Source organism: Psychrobacter sp. K31L, from assembly GCF_017942195.1.
Lineage (GTDB): Bacteria > Pseudomonadota > Gammaproteobacteria > Pseudomonadales > Moraxellaceae > Psychrobacter > Psychrobacter glaciei.
Genome location: NZ_JAGKSC010000001.1, coordinates 655,129 through 671,314 on the forward strand (window position 1 = coordinate 655,129; position 16,186 = coordinate 671,314).

Genomic DNA, 16,186 nt, shown 5'->3' on the forward strand with positions numbered 1-16,186 from the left:
CACCTCGTTTTTAGTTAAATTAAGCTCTCAGCTGTCCAATGACAAAGCAATCTATCGCCTGTGACCACTGTTGCATTGTTTGTGATAACCACGCCTTTATTGGTTAAGTCATACGCCTGACCGTTGATGTTTGCGCCTGTGGTTTTATTAAGTAGTCGAAACTCTGTGCCTGACGTTGGGCTTTGGAATGTAAACCAAGGCGTATAAGCCATAGGCGGTTCAAATCGTACTGATATTGCAACGGCATACTTACCTGTTCCTGAGCAAATCGCTTGAACACTGCCGCCCTCAATCGGTGCGCCACGACCAATACCGCTTTGATACGTTGATTGATAACGAGTGGCTGCCTTGTTTTGTATCGACTGGTCTGACTCATCAACACACACAAAAGCTGTGTCACTGACCGCAAGGCACATTTGCTCAAACTCAACCCAATCCTCAACACCTGCTGCACCTGTAAACGGAATATCAATACTAATAGATAATTGCGACGCATCTTCTGGAACGTCAAAAGTCAATAAATAAGGTGCTGATTGCGGTCGCAGTATAGGCTTGTGAGATTTAGTAATTAAATCGATATTGCCGCCTGTGTATTTACCGTCATCACGCAGTATCGGCTGCATTAGTTCTTTTGATGCTTGAACCTTCACCGTAATGTTAGTATCAGCGTAATTAGCACCTTTGGCGCAATGGTACATCAGTGTGCAAGTTTGCCCTGCAATCAGCATGGTTTCTGACGGTGTGAGCGTAATAACCATGTTATGAGTAGCTGTGTTCGTTGTAGTGGCATTGCGAGCCACTTTGATAGCGTGCGCTCCGTAATTGCCGTTAACGTGATAGATTGTGGTATCTACTACAAAGCCGCGCCTTGCATGGGTCACACCTGCTGGTATCTGTTTGCGCTGGACGGTGCTTACTTTGTCCGAGTTGCCCATCTGCCACGATGAAAGCGCACCTTGCCATAGGTGATTGATACGTGATTCAGGTTTTACTGGATACTTATAACCGTTGTATATGATGAATCCTGATCCGCTTGGCTTGTTAGCGTATAGCGCGTCAATGTCACCTGCGTACAGATAATCTCCTGTTGTGCTGACAATATTTACGCCCGATGATAGAGCGCTGTCGATGGCTGCCGTATCATCGTCAACACCGTTGCCAATAGCGCCAAAACCCTTAAAGCTGTCGCTTTCGCTGTTCTTTTCGCTTAACGGACGCTCGATACTACCGTTTTTTGAAACAACTGTTATGCCTGTGTCAAGCTTAACCTTGTTTACTTCGGTCTCGAAATTGTCAACTTTAACACTAAGAGCGTCGGTGCTGCTCTGACTTGCCGCTTGCGTCACATTGTCTTGTTCTTCGATAAATCGACCTGACTTATCAAACACACGTATGCGATAAGAGCCTTTTAGGAATATATCCGCGCTGCCAGTATCATCTAAAATAACGGGATTGGTGTTGGGTACAGTCAACGCTGCATCGCTGTAACTGTCTTGATTAGTGCTTGTTCCTGCAAAGTAGGTGTAAACCTGACCGCCTACTAATGGCGAACCTAAGTCATTGGTAAATCGTGTCTTAATGCCCAAAAGTTGTGCCGCCATACTTTTCTCCAGACGTAAAAAAACCACCGTTAAGGTGGCTTGTGTTAATATCGATAAAAAGAGGGTTAATTATGAAAAATGTGATCGGTGGGTTGTTCAGCCTGTTATTGATAGCCGCTGCCATAGGATTGTTTATAGCGGCTATCGTGTGGGCGTTTTATAACGTTTGGCTGGTGCTTGGCATACTTGCCACAATACTTGTCTTAGCCATCATTTACGGCATGGCGACAAGCGATAACGAGTGGGTTAGCAGTTTAACCAACCTCACTTTAACCGTTATTGTTGGTGGCGCACTCTATGCTATATTTGCCTAATCACCTATATTCGCACCCAATCCAGCACCGACTTGACCGCTGCGTTTTGGTATCATGCCAAGCATTTCTAATTGCTCGTCAGTTAACCCAAGGCTTGAACCTTTTGTAACCCCTGCTTGACCATTCATGGCTTTAGCCGCTGCCCCACTAGCATTGATATCAGTCACCTTTTTGGCTGCTGTACCGACCGCGCCTGACAGTAAGTTACCGCCAACTGGCACACGACCAACGATACCTTGCAAAAATGGAATAATTGCGCTTGCTGTGTTCGAGTGATTGACTGCTGATCCGCGTGGCTGTTGTAATAAGATATCGCTAACTTGCTTCACATCATTGATGCGGCTTATTTGTTCAGGTGTAAATAGCGCCTTCATTCGATTATCGCCAAATGATTTGATAGCGTTATTTAGCCCTGCTGGACTAAACGCACCATCATTACCACGGCTTGCTTTAGCGATAAAGTGCTCAATCGTTGCGCCTTGCAAGTCTGCAATATTCTGCTGACCTTGTGGTGTTTGCTTTAAATCATCGACCAGCTTTACCAAGTCACGCTCATTGCCGCGCAAAACGTACTTGTCAAACATCTTGTCAACTGGCTTCTCATCAAGCGCGTCTTTTAGCAGTGGATTGCTATCGATATTTTGAAAGCGGTCACGAGCCGCGCCTCTTGCCTCTTGCCATGCACCCCTTGCGCCTGCCAAACCATCGCCTGCGAACTGGTCGGGGTTAGACAAATCTGTTGAGCCAGCATTATCAGCGCCTCTTGCTGCACCGCCTAACTCATCAATGGACTGCCCAACTTCGTTATCAAGGTTTTTACGCACGATTGCGAGTGCTGCGCGTTCGTTGCCATCAGTGGTGGTTTTTAGCCTAGCATTAAGGATTTTAACGATTTCTTCTGATTTGCCGTGTGTTAGCACAAAATCAGGGTTATCAAACATACCCTTAAACACACCGCGTATATCGCCTTTGAGGAATGAGCCTAAACCCTGCTCTTCTAGTTCACGACTTGCTTGGTCAATAAAACGCATGTGATTAAGCTGTACGTCATTGCCGCCCATTTCACGCGCACGACCGTACAAGCTTTTGATATTGTCTTGCGCCACTTCATCCGATTGTTTTAGCGTTTGGAACGTAGATTCCATACGAGCATTGTTGTCAACTGGTCTTGCATTGGTATCGTCTGCGAGCGACTGCCATGTGCTGCGTACTTGGTCATGGTTCTGTATGCGTACATCGTTAAGTTCAGGGTTATTTTTTGCCAGCTCGACTTCGTTTTTCCATTCGATGGGGTCACGGCTTATCTGTGCTTTTGTACCTTTTAAATTGTACTGTTTAAGCAGTGATTGACGCGCCAATGCTGCTGCATCAACTTGCTTGCCTTTGCTTAGATTTTTGGTGGCCTCTACGACAATATTTCTGCGTACAGCTTCACCAACCACCATATCCTCACGGCTGATTAAATCATCAACCATGCGCTCTGCTGCTGCTGCAGTTGTACCTGTCTTGTTTGCCGTCCTACGTGCCACAGCACCCACCGCTTTACCGATGGCTGGTGCAACTACCTTTTCACCGATGACACCGCCCACAGCACCACCAATCGCGCCACCTGCTGTATTGCCTACTCGTTGCTTGCCATTTTCAGCATAACGAGCTGCGCCTACTCCTGCACCAATAGCAGCTTGACGACCTGCGAACGCTGCACCTGCTTTTACGCCAGCACCAGCGCCACCACCTGCCAAGAACATCGGCACAGTTGCGCCAAGTTCAGTGCCACCGCGCACAAAGTCACCACCGCCACGACCTGCATCAGCTCGCATTGCGTTTGCATTGGCGTTGGCTGCCTTGTAATCGTCGTTATATTCCTCGTAAGCATCTGTCTTGTAGTTTGTACCTGCTACGCTGTTTATACCTTTATTAACGCCATCAGCAGCCAATGCCATGCCCTGCACGATACCTGCACCAGCATCAGACAAGCCTAATGCTGCGCTCGTTGCATATGACTTGGCTTTTTGACCGATACTGGGGTTTTTATTAACTGGTTTTTTGGCTTTTGGATCAACTGCACCCGTTTTCAAACCAAAGTAATCCGCTAGTGATTCAGTGGGCGATAGACCGGCATCGCGCAATGCCTTGACCATTTTGTTGGCATCTTTACCTGCTTGACCTTCTAGCTTAGTGATTCCCACGACGATTTTTCCATCGGGCGTCCCTTTTCGCTGCTCTCGTTTAACGTAGAGTCTAATGATATCTTCTGAGTTTGCCATGGTTCACCTGCTTGTGTTGGCTGTTCAATGGGGTTATTAGCTGTAAATTCCTCAAAGCTTGGAAATGGCGGTAATTCTTGTTGTGGCTGCTGCTCACTATCACCTGCTGTAAATTCCTCAAAAGACGGGAACGGCTCAGGCTCAGCATTGTTTTGGGTAAATTCCTCAAAACTTGGAAACTGTGGCAGCTCCTTAGCGGCTTGTGGTTGGCTGCTAGGTACTTTTAGCCCCAACTGACTAGCAATGTCATTGATGTTCTCACCTTGCGCCATTAGCTGCTTTATTTCACGACCTGCCAAGCCGTTGTTGTTGGATAGCTCATAGAGTATCTGCAAATCCGACCGCTTTTCTTTGCCTTTGCGTAGTGTTGCAAGTAAGTCGGGCGCTGACATTGATAGTCGCGGATCAACTTGTGGTTGCTCGTAATCATTACTGACATTACCAATTTTGCCGCCTAAAAACTTATTGACGTTATCCCATGACCGCTTATTTTGCTTGTAGTTAGATGATGGCAAGCTTGCCCATTCATCGCCCGTTTTCTTTATGGCGGTTTGATAATCGCCTTTAAGTAATGCAGGTATTGCACCACGTTGGAATAGCAGTGCCACCGCGCCCAAGTCTTGATTTTGTGGGCTAAAGTCACGTAAGCCATATTGACGCGCCACACCATCCCAAGTTTTACTAACAAACTGATAACGCCCTGCTGCTGACGTTTTATTACTCTTGCCATCTGTTTGCGTGAATGATTTAAGGTAGCGAGGATGGTCGTTTAGACTATTTAGCTTGCCACCACCAAAAGCAGTGCGATAGCCATTACCTTGTGTGCCCTCTGTATAAGAGATTAAATCAAGAAACTTACGCACGTTAGGGTTTTGCAATGCTTGCTCTAACTGCTTGCGTGTTGCCATTAGCTACCCCCTAAGATACCGCCAATGATTGACGCACCAGCGTTGTTTTTCGCTTTTGGTTTTGCGCTGCTAGAGCTATTACCTTTAGGCATGGCATAGCTGCCAGTACGGATAGCCTCTTGCTGCTTCTTGCGGTATCTAACTCTTGCGGCTGACGCTCTAAGTGCTGCTGCAATAATCTTTTGCTTTTGCTCAGGCGTTTTATCCACAGACGCTTGCAAATCCATTAAGATTTTACGTTCGCCCTCGGTTGGCGCTGCACCAAATGTTGATTTAAGTTGTTTCAACGCAAGCTCGATAGCAATGTTCTCAGACACCACTGTGGCATTGGCTCGTGTTTTATCTACAAACGGTAGACGGCTCATAGCTGTACCTCTAAAGCCTGCGCCTGCACCACTATAAGACTGTTCTACTAAACTGCTTAGCCTATTAAGCGACTCACCAACACCAATATCAGCATCAATCTGTTCTTGCAGCTCGAATATCTTGCTGCGCTCGTTTGCTTCCAGTTTTCGAGCAACTGGCTTGCCGTTAGCATCAACACCACCAACACCTGTTTTATTGGCTTTAATGCGATTGGTTTCAGCATTCACGGCATCGGTGTTTGCCTTGTTTTGACCGTTGTACCAAGCAATAGCTTGAGCGTCGCTTGCTGTCGCTGCTCGGCTATCTGCACCGTAAACACTGGCGTTATAACTGTTATCTGAGCCATACATTGACGCTTGTGTGCTTCTAGTGTTGTTGCGCTCACCTGCATCAACCGTGTACTGGTTGTTTGCTCGGCTAGTGTCATCTTTCATCTGATCGGTGGCTGACACACCATAACCAATTTTGGCGGCCGGCTCGTTTGCTTCACCCGTAAAGCCATTGGTTGTATAGAGATAAGCCCCGTCTTTAGCATCTAGCACCTCAGATTTAGGCTGGAATAACTTAGCCAGTTCAGGATTAGCCATCACCATCGATTGCATGACTTTTGCAGCGTTTTGTGGGTCGGACACAAGCATCTTAATCATCATGTCGGTACGTTCAGGCGTAATAAGTCCCTGTCTAGTCATTTCACCCAGTCCAAGCGCGAACAATTTTGGGTCTTGCGTGACTGCTAGTGCTGATATGTCATTTTGAATACCTGCGGTGTTTTCTCTGACCAAACCCGTTGTTTTTGCGCCAATCTCACCTGACTCAGCGCCCAACTTGCCGACCTCGGCATTGGTCTTGTTGATATCAGCCTGACCTTGGTTGTAGGTCTGCTCGGCTGTCAATCGGTCTTGCTCATATTTTTGTAGGGTAGGAATGAGCGAACCTGCATATCGACTTTGACGTGCTTGTTCTAAGCGGCCGTTATAGTCTTGTGTCTGCATGATTTTACCAAGCTCTTTCTGAGTTTGGCGCGCGTCATACTCTTGACGTAGTTTTTGACCATCGCGGAATTGGTCGGACAAGCCGCTAGTATCAACTACCGCTTGTGCGCCTAGCAGTGCTGCATTATTGCCCTGTAACATATCTCACCCCTAAATAAACATTCCTGCTGCCTTCATGCCAATTCCAAGCAGATTATTAATACCGTTTGTCTTAGCTCCTGCTGCGCCAATCAAGCCGTTTGCTTGCATATTTGCACCATTGATAGCAGCATCACCTTGCGTGGCTGCGTTTTGAGCACCAAATGCGCCAAGATCATTGGCGGTCTGTTGTCCGACACCTGCCATGTTTGCAAGCTGATTGTACTGGCGCGTGTCTTCATTGCTAAACAAGCTGTAATCTTGTGACCGGTTGCCGCTGAGTGTGCTAAATAGATTTTGCTTTTCGGTTTGGTCACGTTGCCACGCATTGCCATACTCTTGACTGGCTAAGTTGCTGTTGTACTCGTTGAGCGACTTTAATGCTGCGCCTGACAATAGACTACCGCCTGCTGCTGCACTTGATTGCAAGCCGTCCATACCTTGTTGCTTGCGGAATTGATAGGACGGGTCGTTTTGAAAGTTATTGGGGTCAAGACCGCCTGTTAATTGACCTCCTTGATAAGCTTGCTCAATACGACCGCCCCACTTATCGTTGAAGTCGGGGCTTTTATTAATGTACTGTGTCAAATCGCCCAGTGCGCTTTTACCTGCATTTAACCATGGCATTTGGTCTTGTCGTGTCTGATTAAACTGCTTTTGGCTGATATCGGCTGCGTACTTGCTTGCGTCAGCCTGAACCTTACCAGCATCTGTTGCAGCCTTTGCACCTGTTTTACCTGTAATGCCGTTGAATACATCTTTGACGAAACTCATGATTGCACCTCACAAAAATAAAGCCGCTCAAGCGGCTCAAAGTTATTCTTTTCTAAAAATCTATCAATAGGCGCACTATCACGGCTCGCTGCATACCAATAATTCACACCCATGCGCTTTAATCGATGCTTAATGCCTTTGATAAAATAAGCACCGTTACCTCTATGCTCGGGTTTTACCCATAGCACGTCGGTTGATGCGTCGATAATCGATTGATTGCGTAGTGACGGGCTGATAAACAGTAACGCCACCGCCCTGATCTCATTAGCATCGTTTGTCCAGATAAACGGCTTTAATACACCTAATTCATCAAGTTCACAGTACCGCGCAACTGGAATATCAACCGTTTGCGGTTCAAGATGCAACATGTCCATCATCATTGATGTGATTTCATCTTGATAGTCTGCAAACCTAACTTGTTTTATCATGGGTTTTTATCCCTTTCTCGCAGTTCGACAAAGAAATCCTGCATAACACCAAGCAGGCGATCAGGTTTGTTCTGTTTTTGCTCGCGCTCTAATTTTGCTAAATCTCGATAGACGGAAAAAGCAAACGAACCACCACCAAAAGGCGGCTCAAGCTCTCCGCGCTCTAACCGCTCAGCCCTTTCTTTGTCGTACTGGCGGTTTATGGCGGCTATTTCTTTTCTCGTTTTGCATGCTATGTACGCATCAACCGCCATTACTATCAATTGACCTGCGACAATGCCGACCATTAAACCTGCGACCATCCAAAGAGTTAAGTTCATGTGAACGTCACCCCACTGACTACGATAACTGCGCCCTCACCTAATGCTTGAACGCTCATACCTGCTGCCAATGTGTGATTGACCAGCTCAGGGCATGAATAGCTTTCAAACTCTTGCAGGGTGCGTGACAGCACTTGATTGGTTGCATCTGCCGCACCTGACTGATTGACGTAATGCACCTTGATATTGATAGGCGCGTTGGTTGGATTGTGTATGGTTGCGCCCATGATTTGAGCTGACAAACCCTCTGCCACGGTATAAAGTGGGTTGACTGTTGCGCTCAGTGCTTGCGGTGCTATTAATATTTTGCGCTTAATCATGCGTTTAAACTCCAAAGTTCTTGATCGTATTGTTGTTGTTCAATCGCTGACATGAGCGCATAAGGATTGTCTTGCGGCAATTCCTCATTGTTTATCACGGGTGCTACGTTTTCTATCGGCTCATCCTGAATAACGACGGGCGCAACATAGGTGCTCATTTCGTCATCGTTTGGCATGATTATGCTAGACTGCTTTAAGCCCTCAATGATTAACGCTTCATTGCCGTTTGCTTTGTCGATTACATCAGACGATATGACTTGATTGCTTAGCCGTATCAGCTCATTAGTAAAGACAAGCCATTCTTGCGTCATCATGCCACGACTATCGACAATAGGTGATTGCGGTATCATTAACGTTTGCATCAACTCACCTCCAATTCTGCACCTGTGATAACGAGCATTCCCGCATCAGTCACACGTACTCGATAAGCGCGATTACGACTGGCGCCAAGCCTTGTCCAGAATGTGCGCTTTTTATGCTCACCACGTTTGCCAAGACCGCGCCAACGGGTATCTGACCAGCTCACACCGTCATCATCTGACCATGATAGCATTACTTGTGGGTCATCAATGCTGTTAGGCTGACCTGTGGCTTGCTGTGCTATCAATGTTAAGCGGTTATGCCTAATCATGCCTTGTGTGCGACTGACGGCATGTGTGGTGCGTTCACGTACTTGTGGTAGCGACTCATCACCGATGTTATCCATACTGCTATTGCTAATAGTCATCATTATTACTTGGTCGGCATGTGCAAAAACGTGCTGACCTCTGTGCATAGCGTGATACTCGCTAGGGTGTCGGACAAACTCACCATATCTGAATAAGGCGCGTTCGTGCCATAGGCTTGTTGCGCCATCAAACACCCATGTTTTATTTTCTTTTGGAATATTCAGCACATAAAAACTATGACCGGTTTCTTGATAAACGTAAGCACTTGCGTCTGTTGTGTCGTAGCTTGTTAGTTCTTTTTCTAGCGCGTGGTTGCTGATACGTTGTACTTGGTAGCCCTGCGTCATGACTACCTGTGAGTTGCCGTTGATACTGTTTGATAGCCATACAAGTGACTCCCCAAAACGTTCAATCGTGCGAGGCAATAGGCAGCCGGCATAGATAGCAGCGCCTTGCATTGGTAAAAATGCCGCGTTGTTATCGCCCGTTGCATACCATATCTCGGTCGATGTTTCGCCAAATATCCACAGTGTTTTCTGATGCGCCTGAATAGCTGTTACATTGTCAGGGCTTGCTTCGGCTGTGGCAAAACTCAATGGGTCAATGTTGGTTGATAGTGTGTCCGTCCAAAATATTTGACCAGTACCACGACGGTTGAATATAAAACGCTGTGCTAGTGTCGTCACATCGTCAGCAGGATAGAGTAATTGCGCTCCATACTGCGCCCATTCGCCTGTAATCATGTCTAAGGTATAAACGGTGCTGTCACTGACAAAAGCGGCATACTGGCTATTTTCAGCGATAATAACGGGCTTATCACCGTCAATATAAACATCGGGCATCGGCTCAAATGTGTCATCTAAGCGGTAAAGTTCATGACCATACACCGCGTAGATACTACCGTTTGACAATGCAGCAAAGCCACGACAAGGCGCTTTAATGCCTTTGTCGTATAGTGTTTTCATAGCTGGCGTTGGCAGTAAGGCGCTAACTGACTTATAGCTGTCTTGCGTGACCTCTGGGTACATATTGATGCACGTTTGACAGCCGATGGCACTGTTTGGGTCTTTGTAAGCACCACCAACGATAGGAAGTTTAATAGAAGCCATAGCGATTGCGTCCTACTGGCAGTTTTGAGCATGTGTAAATAGGACAGACATTGGCACGTTTAGCGACGACCATAGCGCGTGATTGCTGACGTAATAACGACGGTGACGGCTCAACGCCATAATCGGGCGCTAAATCCACTGCTAATCCAAGTACGATAACTCGCTGCAAACTATTGGTCATCTCTATGTCGGTGTCAACGTCAATCGGCAAATAGAGATCAGCAGGCAGTTTCAATAACGGTTGTAGCTCATACTCACTCAGTAAGCCGTTAAGCGTTTCTAGTGCTGTTGCCGTATCGTCTGCGCTAACCTCGTCACCTGTGGCATAAACTCCAAGCCGTGTTAATGCTGCTCTGATAATCTCGGTTGCTTTCATGGGTTACTCGCTGTCTTTGGCCTTCTGAATTAAATCATCAAGATTGTCACGCGATACATACTTGACACCACGTTTATCAAGCAGTGATTTCAGCTCGTCTTTTTCCATTTCATCGTATGACACGACACCATCACCATTTACATCTTTGCTTTCTTCATAGATGGCAAGTTTGGCTTTTAGGTCTGCGACTTCTTGCGTGTCGTCATGCGGTAAGTTTGGTCGTTCCGCCAACGCAGCTCTTAGCGTGTCGATATGCTCATGGTTGGCTGCAATCGCCTTGTCTTTACTATCAACCTGACCTTTTAGATCGAGAATTTCGGTATCTTTAACCTCAATTGCGCCTTCTAGCAACTCAATGTGCTCATTGGCTTCTGCCAGCTGGTCTTCAACATCACCAAAACTACCACTAAATGTTGGTGTGTCATCAGCTTTTGGCTCAATCTTCACCGCTTCTGCGTGAGTGACATAACCGCGCTTCGTTAGCTTGTCGTATTCATCGTCATCATGTGCAATTGCATGGCTATTTAAGCCGCCAAGGTATAGCATTACTGGATAGTCCATAGCTTAATCTCTCTGTTGGTTAAATCTATCAGCATGTACGCCATCGATTGACAGCGCACATAATTATAAATCTAGTGGTTATGCGGTCGGTGCTACAACACGCGCTGCATGATTGGCGCGGATAGGTGCAAAGCCGTATAGAACATCGATACGAGTACCCTCGCTATCATTACCAAAGTCACCGCCTGTCATTACACGTAATGCCATTGTTGAGGCGTTGAAGGTATAACCCTCTGTACCTGCGAGCACTTTTAATGGCGCAAATGCTGCTGCAAATGCGTCTTTTTGGAAACAAAGTGCTTGTTCTACCAATGAATCGCTAGACATGGTAAACGTAATTGCTGCTGCTGCTGCTGGGCTTGTCAATACCGTGGCATTTGACTTGCTTTGAGCTGCAACGACGGCAGGTGTAATTTCAGGGTAGATTTTAATCGTAGCAGTCGTGCCACCTGCAACAATATCTTCCATGACCACGAATTGAAGTGGTGCGCTGAAAGTTTGACGTGTAACCGGATGAATCTGATCGACACCTGCAATGGTAAATACTTCGCCTTTCTTGATGGTTTGACCATTAGTAACACCTGCGACCGTCAGCATATTGCCTGTCTGACCTGCGCCACTGACTGACATACCAGTTTTACCGTGTGAGCCAGTAAGCTGACGATAGATATGCTCAGACTCAACAAACTCAAAGCCACGGCTGCGACCGATATAACCTTCTTTCCATTGCTTAGCGATTTCAGCCGTTGGGTTAAACAATGTGCCTGCTGGATCAACAATCTTATTGGTTAAATCGCTAGACAGCATACACATGCGGTCACTTGATGGCGCTAATGCACGATTCATTAGTGTGCGAGCACGACCCCAAGCGGCTGTTGGGTGTAGCTCAGACGCGCTCATTAGTGCCATGTTGTTCACACAAACAATGGCGCGTTGCAATAAGTCAGCATCGACTGTGGTGGCCAGTGAATTAATAGCTGGCTGCAAAAAGCGTTCTTTAAACTTGGTAAGGCTTAATGCTTGTTCTGCTGCACCAAATGACAAACCGACGTGCTTTTGTGTGTCGATGGTCAATAGACTTGAACGCTCTTTTGCGTTCTCGTCAGCATCCGCTTGCTTGAATACATGACCATCTGTGACAACTGGTGTGGGTGGAATGCGAATGCGTACACTATCACCGACTTTGTAACCGTTCTTATCTGCTGCAAACTCTTTCTCACGGTTACGGTTGATCGCTTTAATAAACTGCGATTCCTCAACCAGCATTGCGGCCGCTTCTTTTGCAACCACATCGTGAGTTAAAATGTTGTTCTTGTCGTTTTCGCTGTAGTTAGCCATGCGTGTCTATCCTCTATAATCCCCGTGCTTCCATGAAGTCGTCATCCGACCCACTGTATGGACTGCGCTTTGTTGGGGCATTTGCTTTAGTATGGTTTGGTGGTGGTGGTGCTTTACTTTGTCTTACGGCTTTTGATTGACCACCTTTCTTAGCTTGTATCGTGGCGTGAATACGTCCAAATTCTGCATATTGCTTGGACTGTGGCATTTCTGCCAATTTGTAATACAAGTCATGGTCAGCGGCAACGTGCTCTAGCAAATCCATCAAGTCATCACCTGAATAGAGTTCACTAGGGTCAGCTTGAATCGGCTTATCTTGCATAAGCTCCGCTAATTGCTGAAAGTTCTCTTTAAACTCAGGATTAGCTTTGAACCTTGCGTTGAAAGTCTGAGTTATTTCAGCATTCTTCTGCTCTTGCTGCTTTGCTTGTTCACGCTGTTGTAAGCGTTGGTCAAGTTTCCAGTCTTGGTGCTTTTCGTCATATTCTGCTTGTGCTGCAAAATACGAATCAAGACCACCTTCGCTATCAAGGTCGTAGTCCTCAATGCTTGGCTTAACTGGTGCACCGTCGTTGCTAGCTGCTCGCTTTGGCTGCTGTGATTGCTCATTGAGCTGTGCATACTTAGCCTCAAGCTCTTTCTTCTCAGCAACTAACTGCTTTATACGGTCACTTGCTCTGCCGCCTTTCTTCTCGGGTTCAGGCTCAGTTTCGGGCACATCATCTGCATCACCCTCTGCATCATCACCTTGCGACGGTTCATCCTGCTCAACTTCTTCGACCTCTTGTGGTTCTGCTTGCGCTTCATCATTGGTGGTCGCCTCTGTTGGTTCAGGTGCTTCACTTACTTCTTCGACTGTGGTATCAAAAGCCATTTCTTACTCTCCATTTACGCATGTTGTGCGAGGTTTACCGCTACTTAACGCAATAATCCCACTCGTAGCGTCAGTGGGTTGCGAGGTCAAAATTTAGGCAATAAAAAAGCCACCGTGTAGGTGACTTATTTTGTTTGTTTGGGATTAGTTTATTTTGGTAGCAAATCAAAACCGATTATATCTTTAGATAAGCTGTTACCAGTTATAAAAGTGCGTCGCTGCTCAACAGGTGTGTTCCGCATTAAACTATAATAATGCCTTTCATCATCTTGCTGTTTTTGAGTCATACTAGCCCATCTTTTAGCTACCCACTCTTGATGTTCGGCTTCAGCTTTGGCATCTGCAAGCCATTTATTCGTCTTTCTGTTTTGAATTATATTCCAGGCAAATATACCTACAACATAAATCAAAAACAGCACGAAAAATATGAATGGCAGGTATTCCATAAATAACTCCTTGTTTAATAGAGTTATTATAGCATTTCACCGCCTTGTGGTGGTGGCATTTGCATACCATCAGGCATAGGCTGCTCAAACTCACCTTGCGGGCTTTGCTCAAAGTCAGCAAAAGATTGTCCTTCCTGCATTGGTGGTAAGTTTTTCATTATTTCAGCATTCATCTGACCGTCATTAGATGGCGGCTGCTCAGGCTCATCATTAGACGTATAGCTGTCTAAGTCCTCACCTTGCGTTGACCACTCTTGCGGTGCTGCTTGCATTTGCATCATCGCTTGCTGTAAGTCAGCTGTTCTATCCAAGATTGTCGTAAGCGCACTACTAAACGCTTTGATTTCCTCTTGATCGGTTCTGCCACTCTCACGGATTTTAGCCACCTCAATGTCAGTCTCTTGCTTAATCTCAGCCTTGAGCATTTCAAGCTCACGGTCTGCTGATTTATCGCTGAGCTGCTGCGAGGCTTGTTGTAATGCCTGTTCCATCTGCTGCATCTGCTGTTGTACTTGTTGCATCTGCTGCTGAACTTCGGGTGGCATTTCAGGCGCACCATCTTCATTTTCTTGAAGTTGTGGCGGCAATAGCATTTTAAGGCGCTCGCTAATCTTATCTGCATCTGGGAAGTCAAACGCTCGAATAATCAAGTCACCTGCTACTTCCATCAACTGTGGATAAGCTCGACCAAGCTCAATCAACACCTCACGCGCTTCTTCACGCTGCGTATTGTAGTCTGCACCTGCTGCAATGCGAATGTCGTACTTACCGACTGTCACATCATTAAACAAGCCGTTAACGCCCACTTTTGCATCGCCAATCTCTTTCTTGTACTTCTCAAGCAGTGGCGAACCTTCGGGCGTATTAATCAGCAACGTCTTATACACAACATCGTCTTGCGTAATGCGTAACACTCGCTGTGTGTCATAGTAGTTCGGTATCATCGATAAGATAACACGTCCTAAATGCTCATAGGCTCGCTTGAAGTTATCAAGAAAGTGGAAGTTACCTTGGTCACTTTGGCGCTGTCTTGCCATGATTGCGCGACCTGACGTTTCATTGCTCTGATTGCCAAGTGTTGCATCATTGATGTTCGTTGTGCCTTTGATTTCATCGCTAGCTGTCATTGCCTCACGCATCAAGTCGGGCGAACCTTGGTAAACGCTTGCCATGAATGGCGGCGCTAATGGATTGTTATTCTCATCTGTTGAGTTGTAGGGTAAAAACTTTTGATTGGGATTGTCGGCATCTTCCCAAAATGACTCGTAACCCTCAATGCTGCGACCATCAGCTACCCATGGACGGTTGCCAGCTTTCTGCAACTGTTCAAGCTGTAATGTGCGAGCATAGTTGTAGATAATCTGTGGGTCTTTGGCGTTACTGATTAATGACTTCCAGTAGCGTTTATCATTGACCCATTGTTCATCACCGACCACCAAGATGATTGGGATAAAGTCAGCTTTAATTTCAGTCTGTTCTAGCACCTCATTGCGGCTGCACTTGTACCACATGATCTTCTTAGTCTGCGTCTTGCGCTCGTTACTTACTTCAACCTCAACACCAGTCAGCACATACTGAGCAAGCGCCATTAACTGATTGTTGTCCATGCCCTCAGCAATAATTAGCATGTCAGCATCAAGCTCAACCTTGTTCAAGTCAGAGCCTAAAGCCGTTGAACCGTCGCTAAACAAGTAAAGCGTGTCGTCAATGTAATCAATAGCGTAATACTCAGCGACAAACACCGTGTCTTCACTCTGCCAATCTGTCAGCTCAGTGATATCATCAGCACTTACCGCCTCTTTACCGTCGAATTGACGCTTAAAGTCAGCCTTGCTCATCCATTCGCCAGTGATAGCCTCAGTAGCGTCAGAACCGTAAGGGCATTTGATTTCAGGTGACAAGTAAGTTGATAAAGGGTTTTCAATGCGTTTGACTTTAATATCTTGATTGAATGACAGCTCGCTTTCGTACTCAGTCGTCACGCGGTAGAAGCCAAAGCCACCCATGATAGCGCGACCACCTGCCCAATCTGTTGCAACATCAGCCTTACTGGATTTGAGCACGTATTCAAGTAGCGCGTCTTGTACCTCAGCCTCAGCAACATCATCATTGCCAACTGGAATAGCGTTAAGCGTCATCTTGTTAGCGCGTAATGCGTTAGTCTGTTGATGCACAAATCCTGCAATCTTATTGATGGTCACACAAGGGCGTTTAGCATCTGCACGCTCTTTGCGAGCCGCTGCGTCCCATTGACTGTCCTTGTTGACACAAAACTCAATGTCAATCTCGGCTTGGTCGTAAATGTCGCGCCAATAGTCTTGCGCTCGTTGTCGAAAGTCTCGCATTGACTGCAAGATGTCTTTTTTATCGTCTTTATCAGTCATTG

General features: G+C 46.4%; 17 protein-coding genes. 1 reads left to right on the forward strand and 16 read right to left on the reverse strand.

Annotation, left to right across the window (positions count from 1 at the left end; translation table 11 throughout):
- Positions 1-14: 14 nt before the first annotated feature.
- Complete coding sequence (locus tag J5X94_RS02615) at positions 15-1,601, reverse strand: hypothetical protein (protein WP_210539816.1); 1,587 nt, start codon at positions 1,599-1,601, stop codon at positions 15-17.
- A 71-nt stretch (positions 1,602-1,672) separates the two neighbouring features.
- Here J5X94_RS02615 and J5X94_RS02620 point away from each other — a divergent pair, with 71 nt between their 5' ends.
- Positions 1,673-1,915 (forward strand): hypothetical protein, encoded by a 243-nt coding sequence (locus tag J5X94_RS02620; RefSeq protein WP_210539818.1) that lies wholly within the window; start codon positions 1,673-1,675, stop codon positions 1,913-1,915.
- Here J5X94_RS02620 and J5X94_RS02625 read toward each other — a convergent pair.
- The 15 genes from J5X94_RS02625 to J5X94_RS02695 all read right to left on the reverse strand — a co-directional run bounded on the left by J5X94_RS02625 (position 1,912) and on the right by J5X94_RS02695 (position 16,184).
- Positions 1,912-4,182 carry a hypothetical protein gene (locus J5X94_RS02625; protein ID WP_210539820.1) on the reverse strand — a complete coding sequence of 757 codons (2,271 nt, stop codon included), beginning with the start codon at positions 4,180-4,182 and terminating at the stop codon, positions 1,912-1,914. The genes J5X94_RS02620 and J5X94_RS02625 overlap by 4 nt on opposite strands.
- Positions 4,086-5,090 carry a glycoside hydrolase family 104 protein gene (locus J5X94_RS02630; protein WP_210539822.1) on the reverse strand — a complete coding sequence of 335 codons (1,005 nt, stop codon included), beginning with the start codon at positions 5,088-5,090 and terminating at the stop codon, positions 4,086-4,088. Before J5X94_RS02630 ends, J5X94_RS02625 begins: the two co-directional genes overlap by 97 nt.
- The gene (locus tag J5X94_RS02635; RefSeq protein ID WP_210539824.1) at positions 5,090-6,589 is read right to left on the reverse strand and encodes a hypothetical protein; all 1,500 of its coding nucleotides are present in this window, start codon (positions 6,587-6,589) and stop codon (positions 5,090-5,092) included. The genes J5X94_RS02630 and J5X94_RS02635 overlap by 1 nt, the downstream gene beginning before the upstream one ends.
- Before the next feature lie 9 nt (positions 6,590-6,598).
- Positions 6,599-7,360: a hypothetical protein gene (locus tag J5X94_RS02640; protein WP_210539826.1), complete on the reverse strand. Its 762-nt coding sequence runs from the start codon at positions 7,358-7,360 to the stop codon at positions 6,599-6,601.
- A complete protein-coding gene (locus tag J5X94_RS02645) occupies positions 7,357-7,788 on the reverse strand; it encodes a hypothetical protein (RefSeq protein WP_210539828.1) in 432 nt (143 codons plus the stop codon). Before J5X94_RS02645 ends, J5X94_RS02640 begins: the two co-directional genes overlap by 4 nt.
- Positions 7,785-8,108, reverse strand: coding sequence for a hypothetical protein (locus J5X94_RS02650; RefSeq protein ID WP_210539830.1), 324 nt, complete (start codon positions 8,106-8,108; stop codon positions 7,785-7,787). The genes J5X94_RS02645 and J5X94_RS02650 overlap by 4 nt, the downstream gene beginning before the upstream one ends.
- Entirely contained in the window at positions 8,105-8,428 is a 324-nt protein-coding gene (locus J5X94_RS02655; protein WP_210539831.1) for a hypothetical protein, read from the reverse strand. The genes J5X94_RS02650 and J5X94_RS02655 overlap by 4 nt, the downstream gene beginning before the upstream one ends.
- Positions 8,425-8,790 carry a hypothetical protein gene (locus tag J5X94_RS02660; protein WP_210539833.1) on the reverse strand — a complete coding sequence of 122 codons (366 nt, stop codon included), beginning with the start codon at positions 8,788-8,790 and terminating at the stop codon, positions 8,425-8,427. The genes J5X94_RS02655 and J5X94_RS02660 overlap by 4 nt, the downstream gene beginning before the upstream one ends.
- Entirely contained in the window at positions 8,790-10,205 is a 1,416-nt protein-coding gene (locus J5X94_RS02665) for a packaged DNA stabilization protein (RefSeq protein WP_210539835.1), read from the reverse strand. Before J5X94_RS02665 ends, J5X94_RS02660 begins: the two co-directional genes overlap by 1 nt.
- Complete coding sequence (locus J5X94_RS02670) at positions 10,192-10,581, reverse strand: hypothetical protein (RefSeq protein WP_210539836.1); 390 nt, start codon at positions 10,579-10,581, stop codon at positions 10,192-10,194. The genes J5X94_RS02665 and J5X94_RS02670 overlap by 14 nt, the downstream gene beginning before the upstream one ends.
- 3 nt (positions 10,582-10,584) lie before the next feature.
- Positions 10,585-11,142 carry a hypothetical protein gene (locus tag J5X94_RS02675; protein WP_210539838.1) on the reverse strand — a complete coding sequence of 186 codons (558 nt, stop codon included), beginning with the start codon at positions 11,140-11,142 and terminating at the stop codon, positions 10,585-10,587.
- 78 nt (positions 11,143-11,220) lie between these two features.
- Entirely contained in the window at positions 11,221-12,480 is a 1,260-nt protein-coding gene (locus J5X94_RS02680; protein ID WP_210539841.1) for a P22 phage major capsid protein family protein, read from the reverse strand.
- A gap of 13 nt (positions 12,481-12,493) precedes the next feature.
- Complete coding sequence (locus J5X94_RS02685; protein WP_210539842.1) at positions 12,494-13,354, reverse strand: hypothetical protein; 861 nt, start codon at positions 13,352-13,354, stop codon at positions 12,494-12,496.
- A 149-nt stretch (positions 13,355-13,503) separates the two neighbouring features.
- On the reverse strand, positions 13,504-13,800 hold the full coding sequence (locus tag J5X94_RS02690; RefSeq protein ID WP_210539844.1) for a hypothetical protein: 297 nt from the start codon (positions 13,798-13,800) through the stop codon (positions 13,504-13,506).
- Positions 13,801-13,826: 26 nt separating this feature from the next.
- Positions 13,827-16,184 carry a portal protein gene (locus J5X94_RS02695; protein ID WP_210539847.1) on the reverse strand — a complete coding sequence of 786 codons (2,358 nt, stop codon included), beginning with the start codon at positions 16,182-16,184 and terminating at the stop codon, positions 13,827-13,829.
- Between the last annotated feature and the right edge of the window lie 2 nt (positions 16,185-16,186).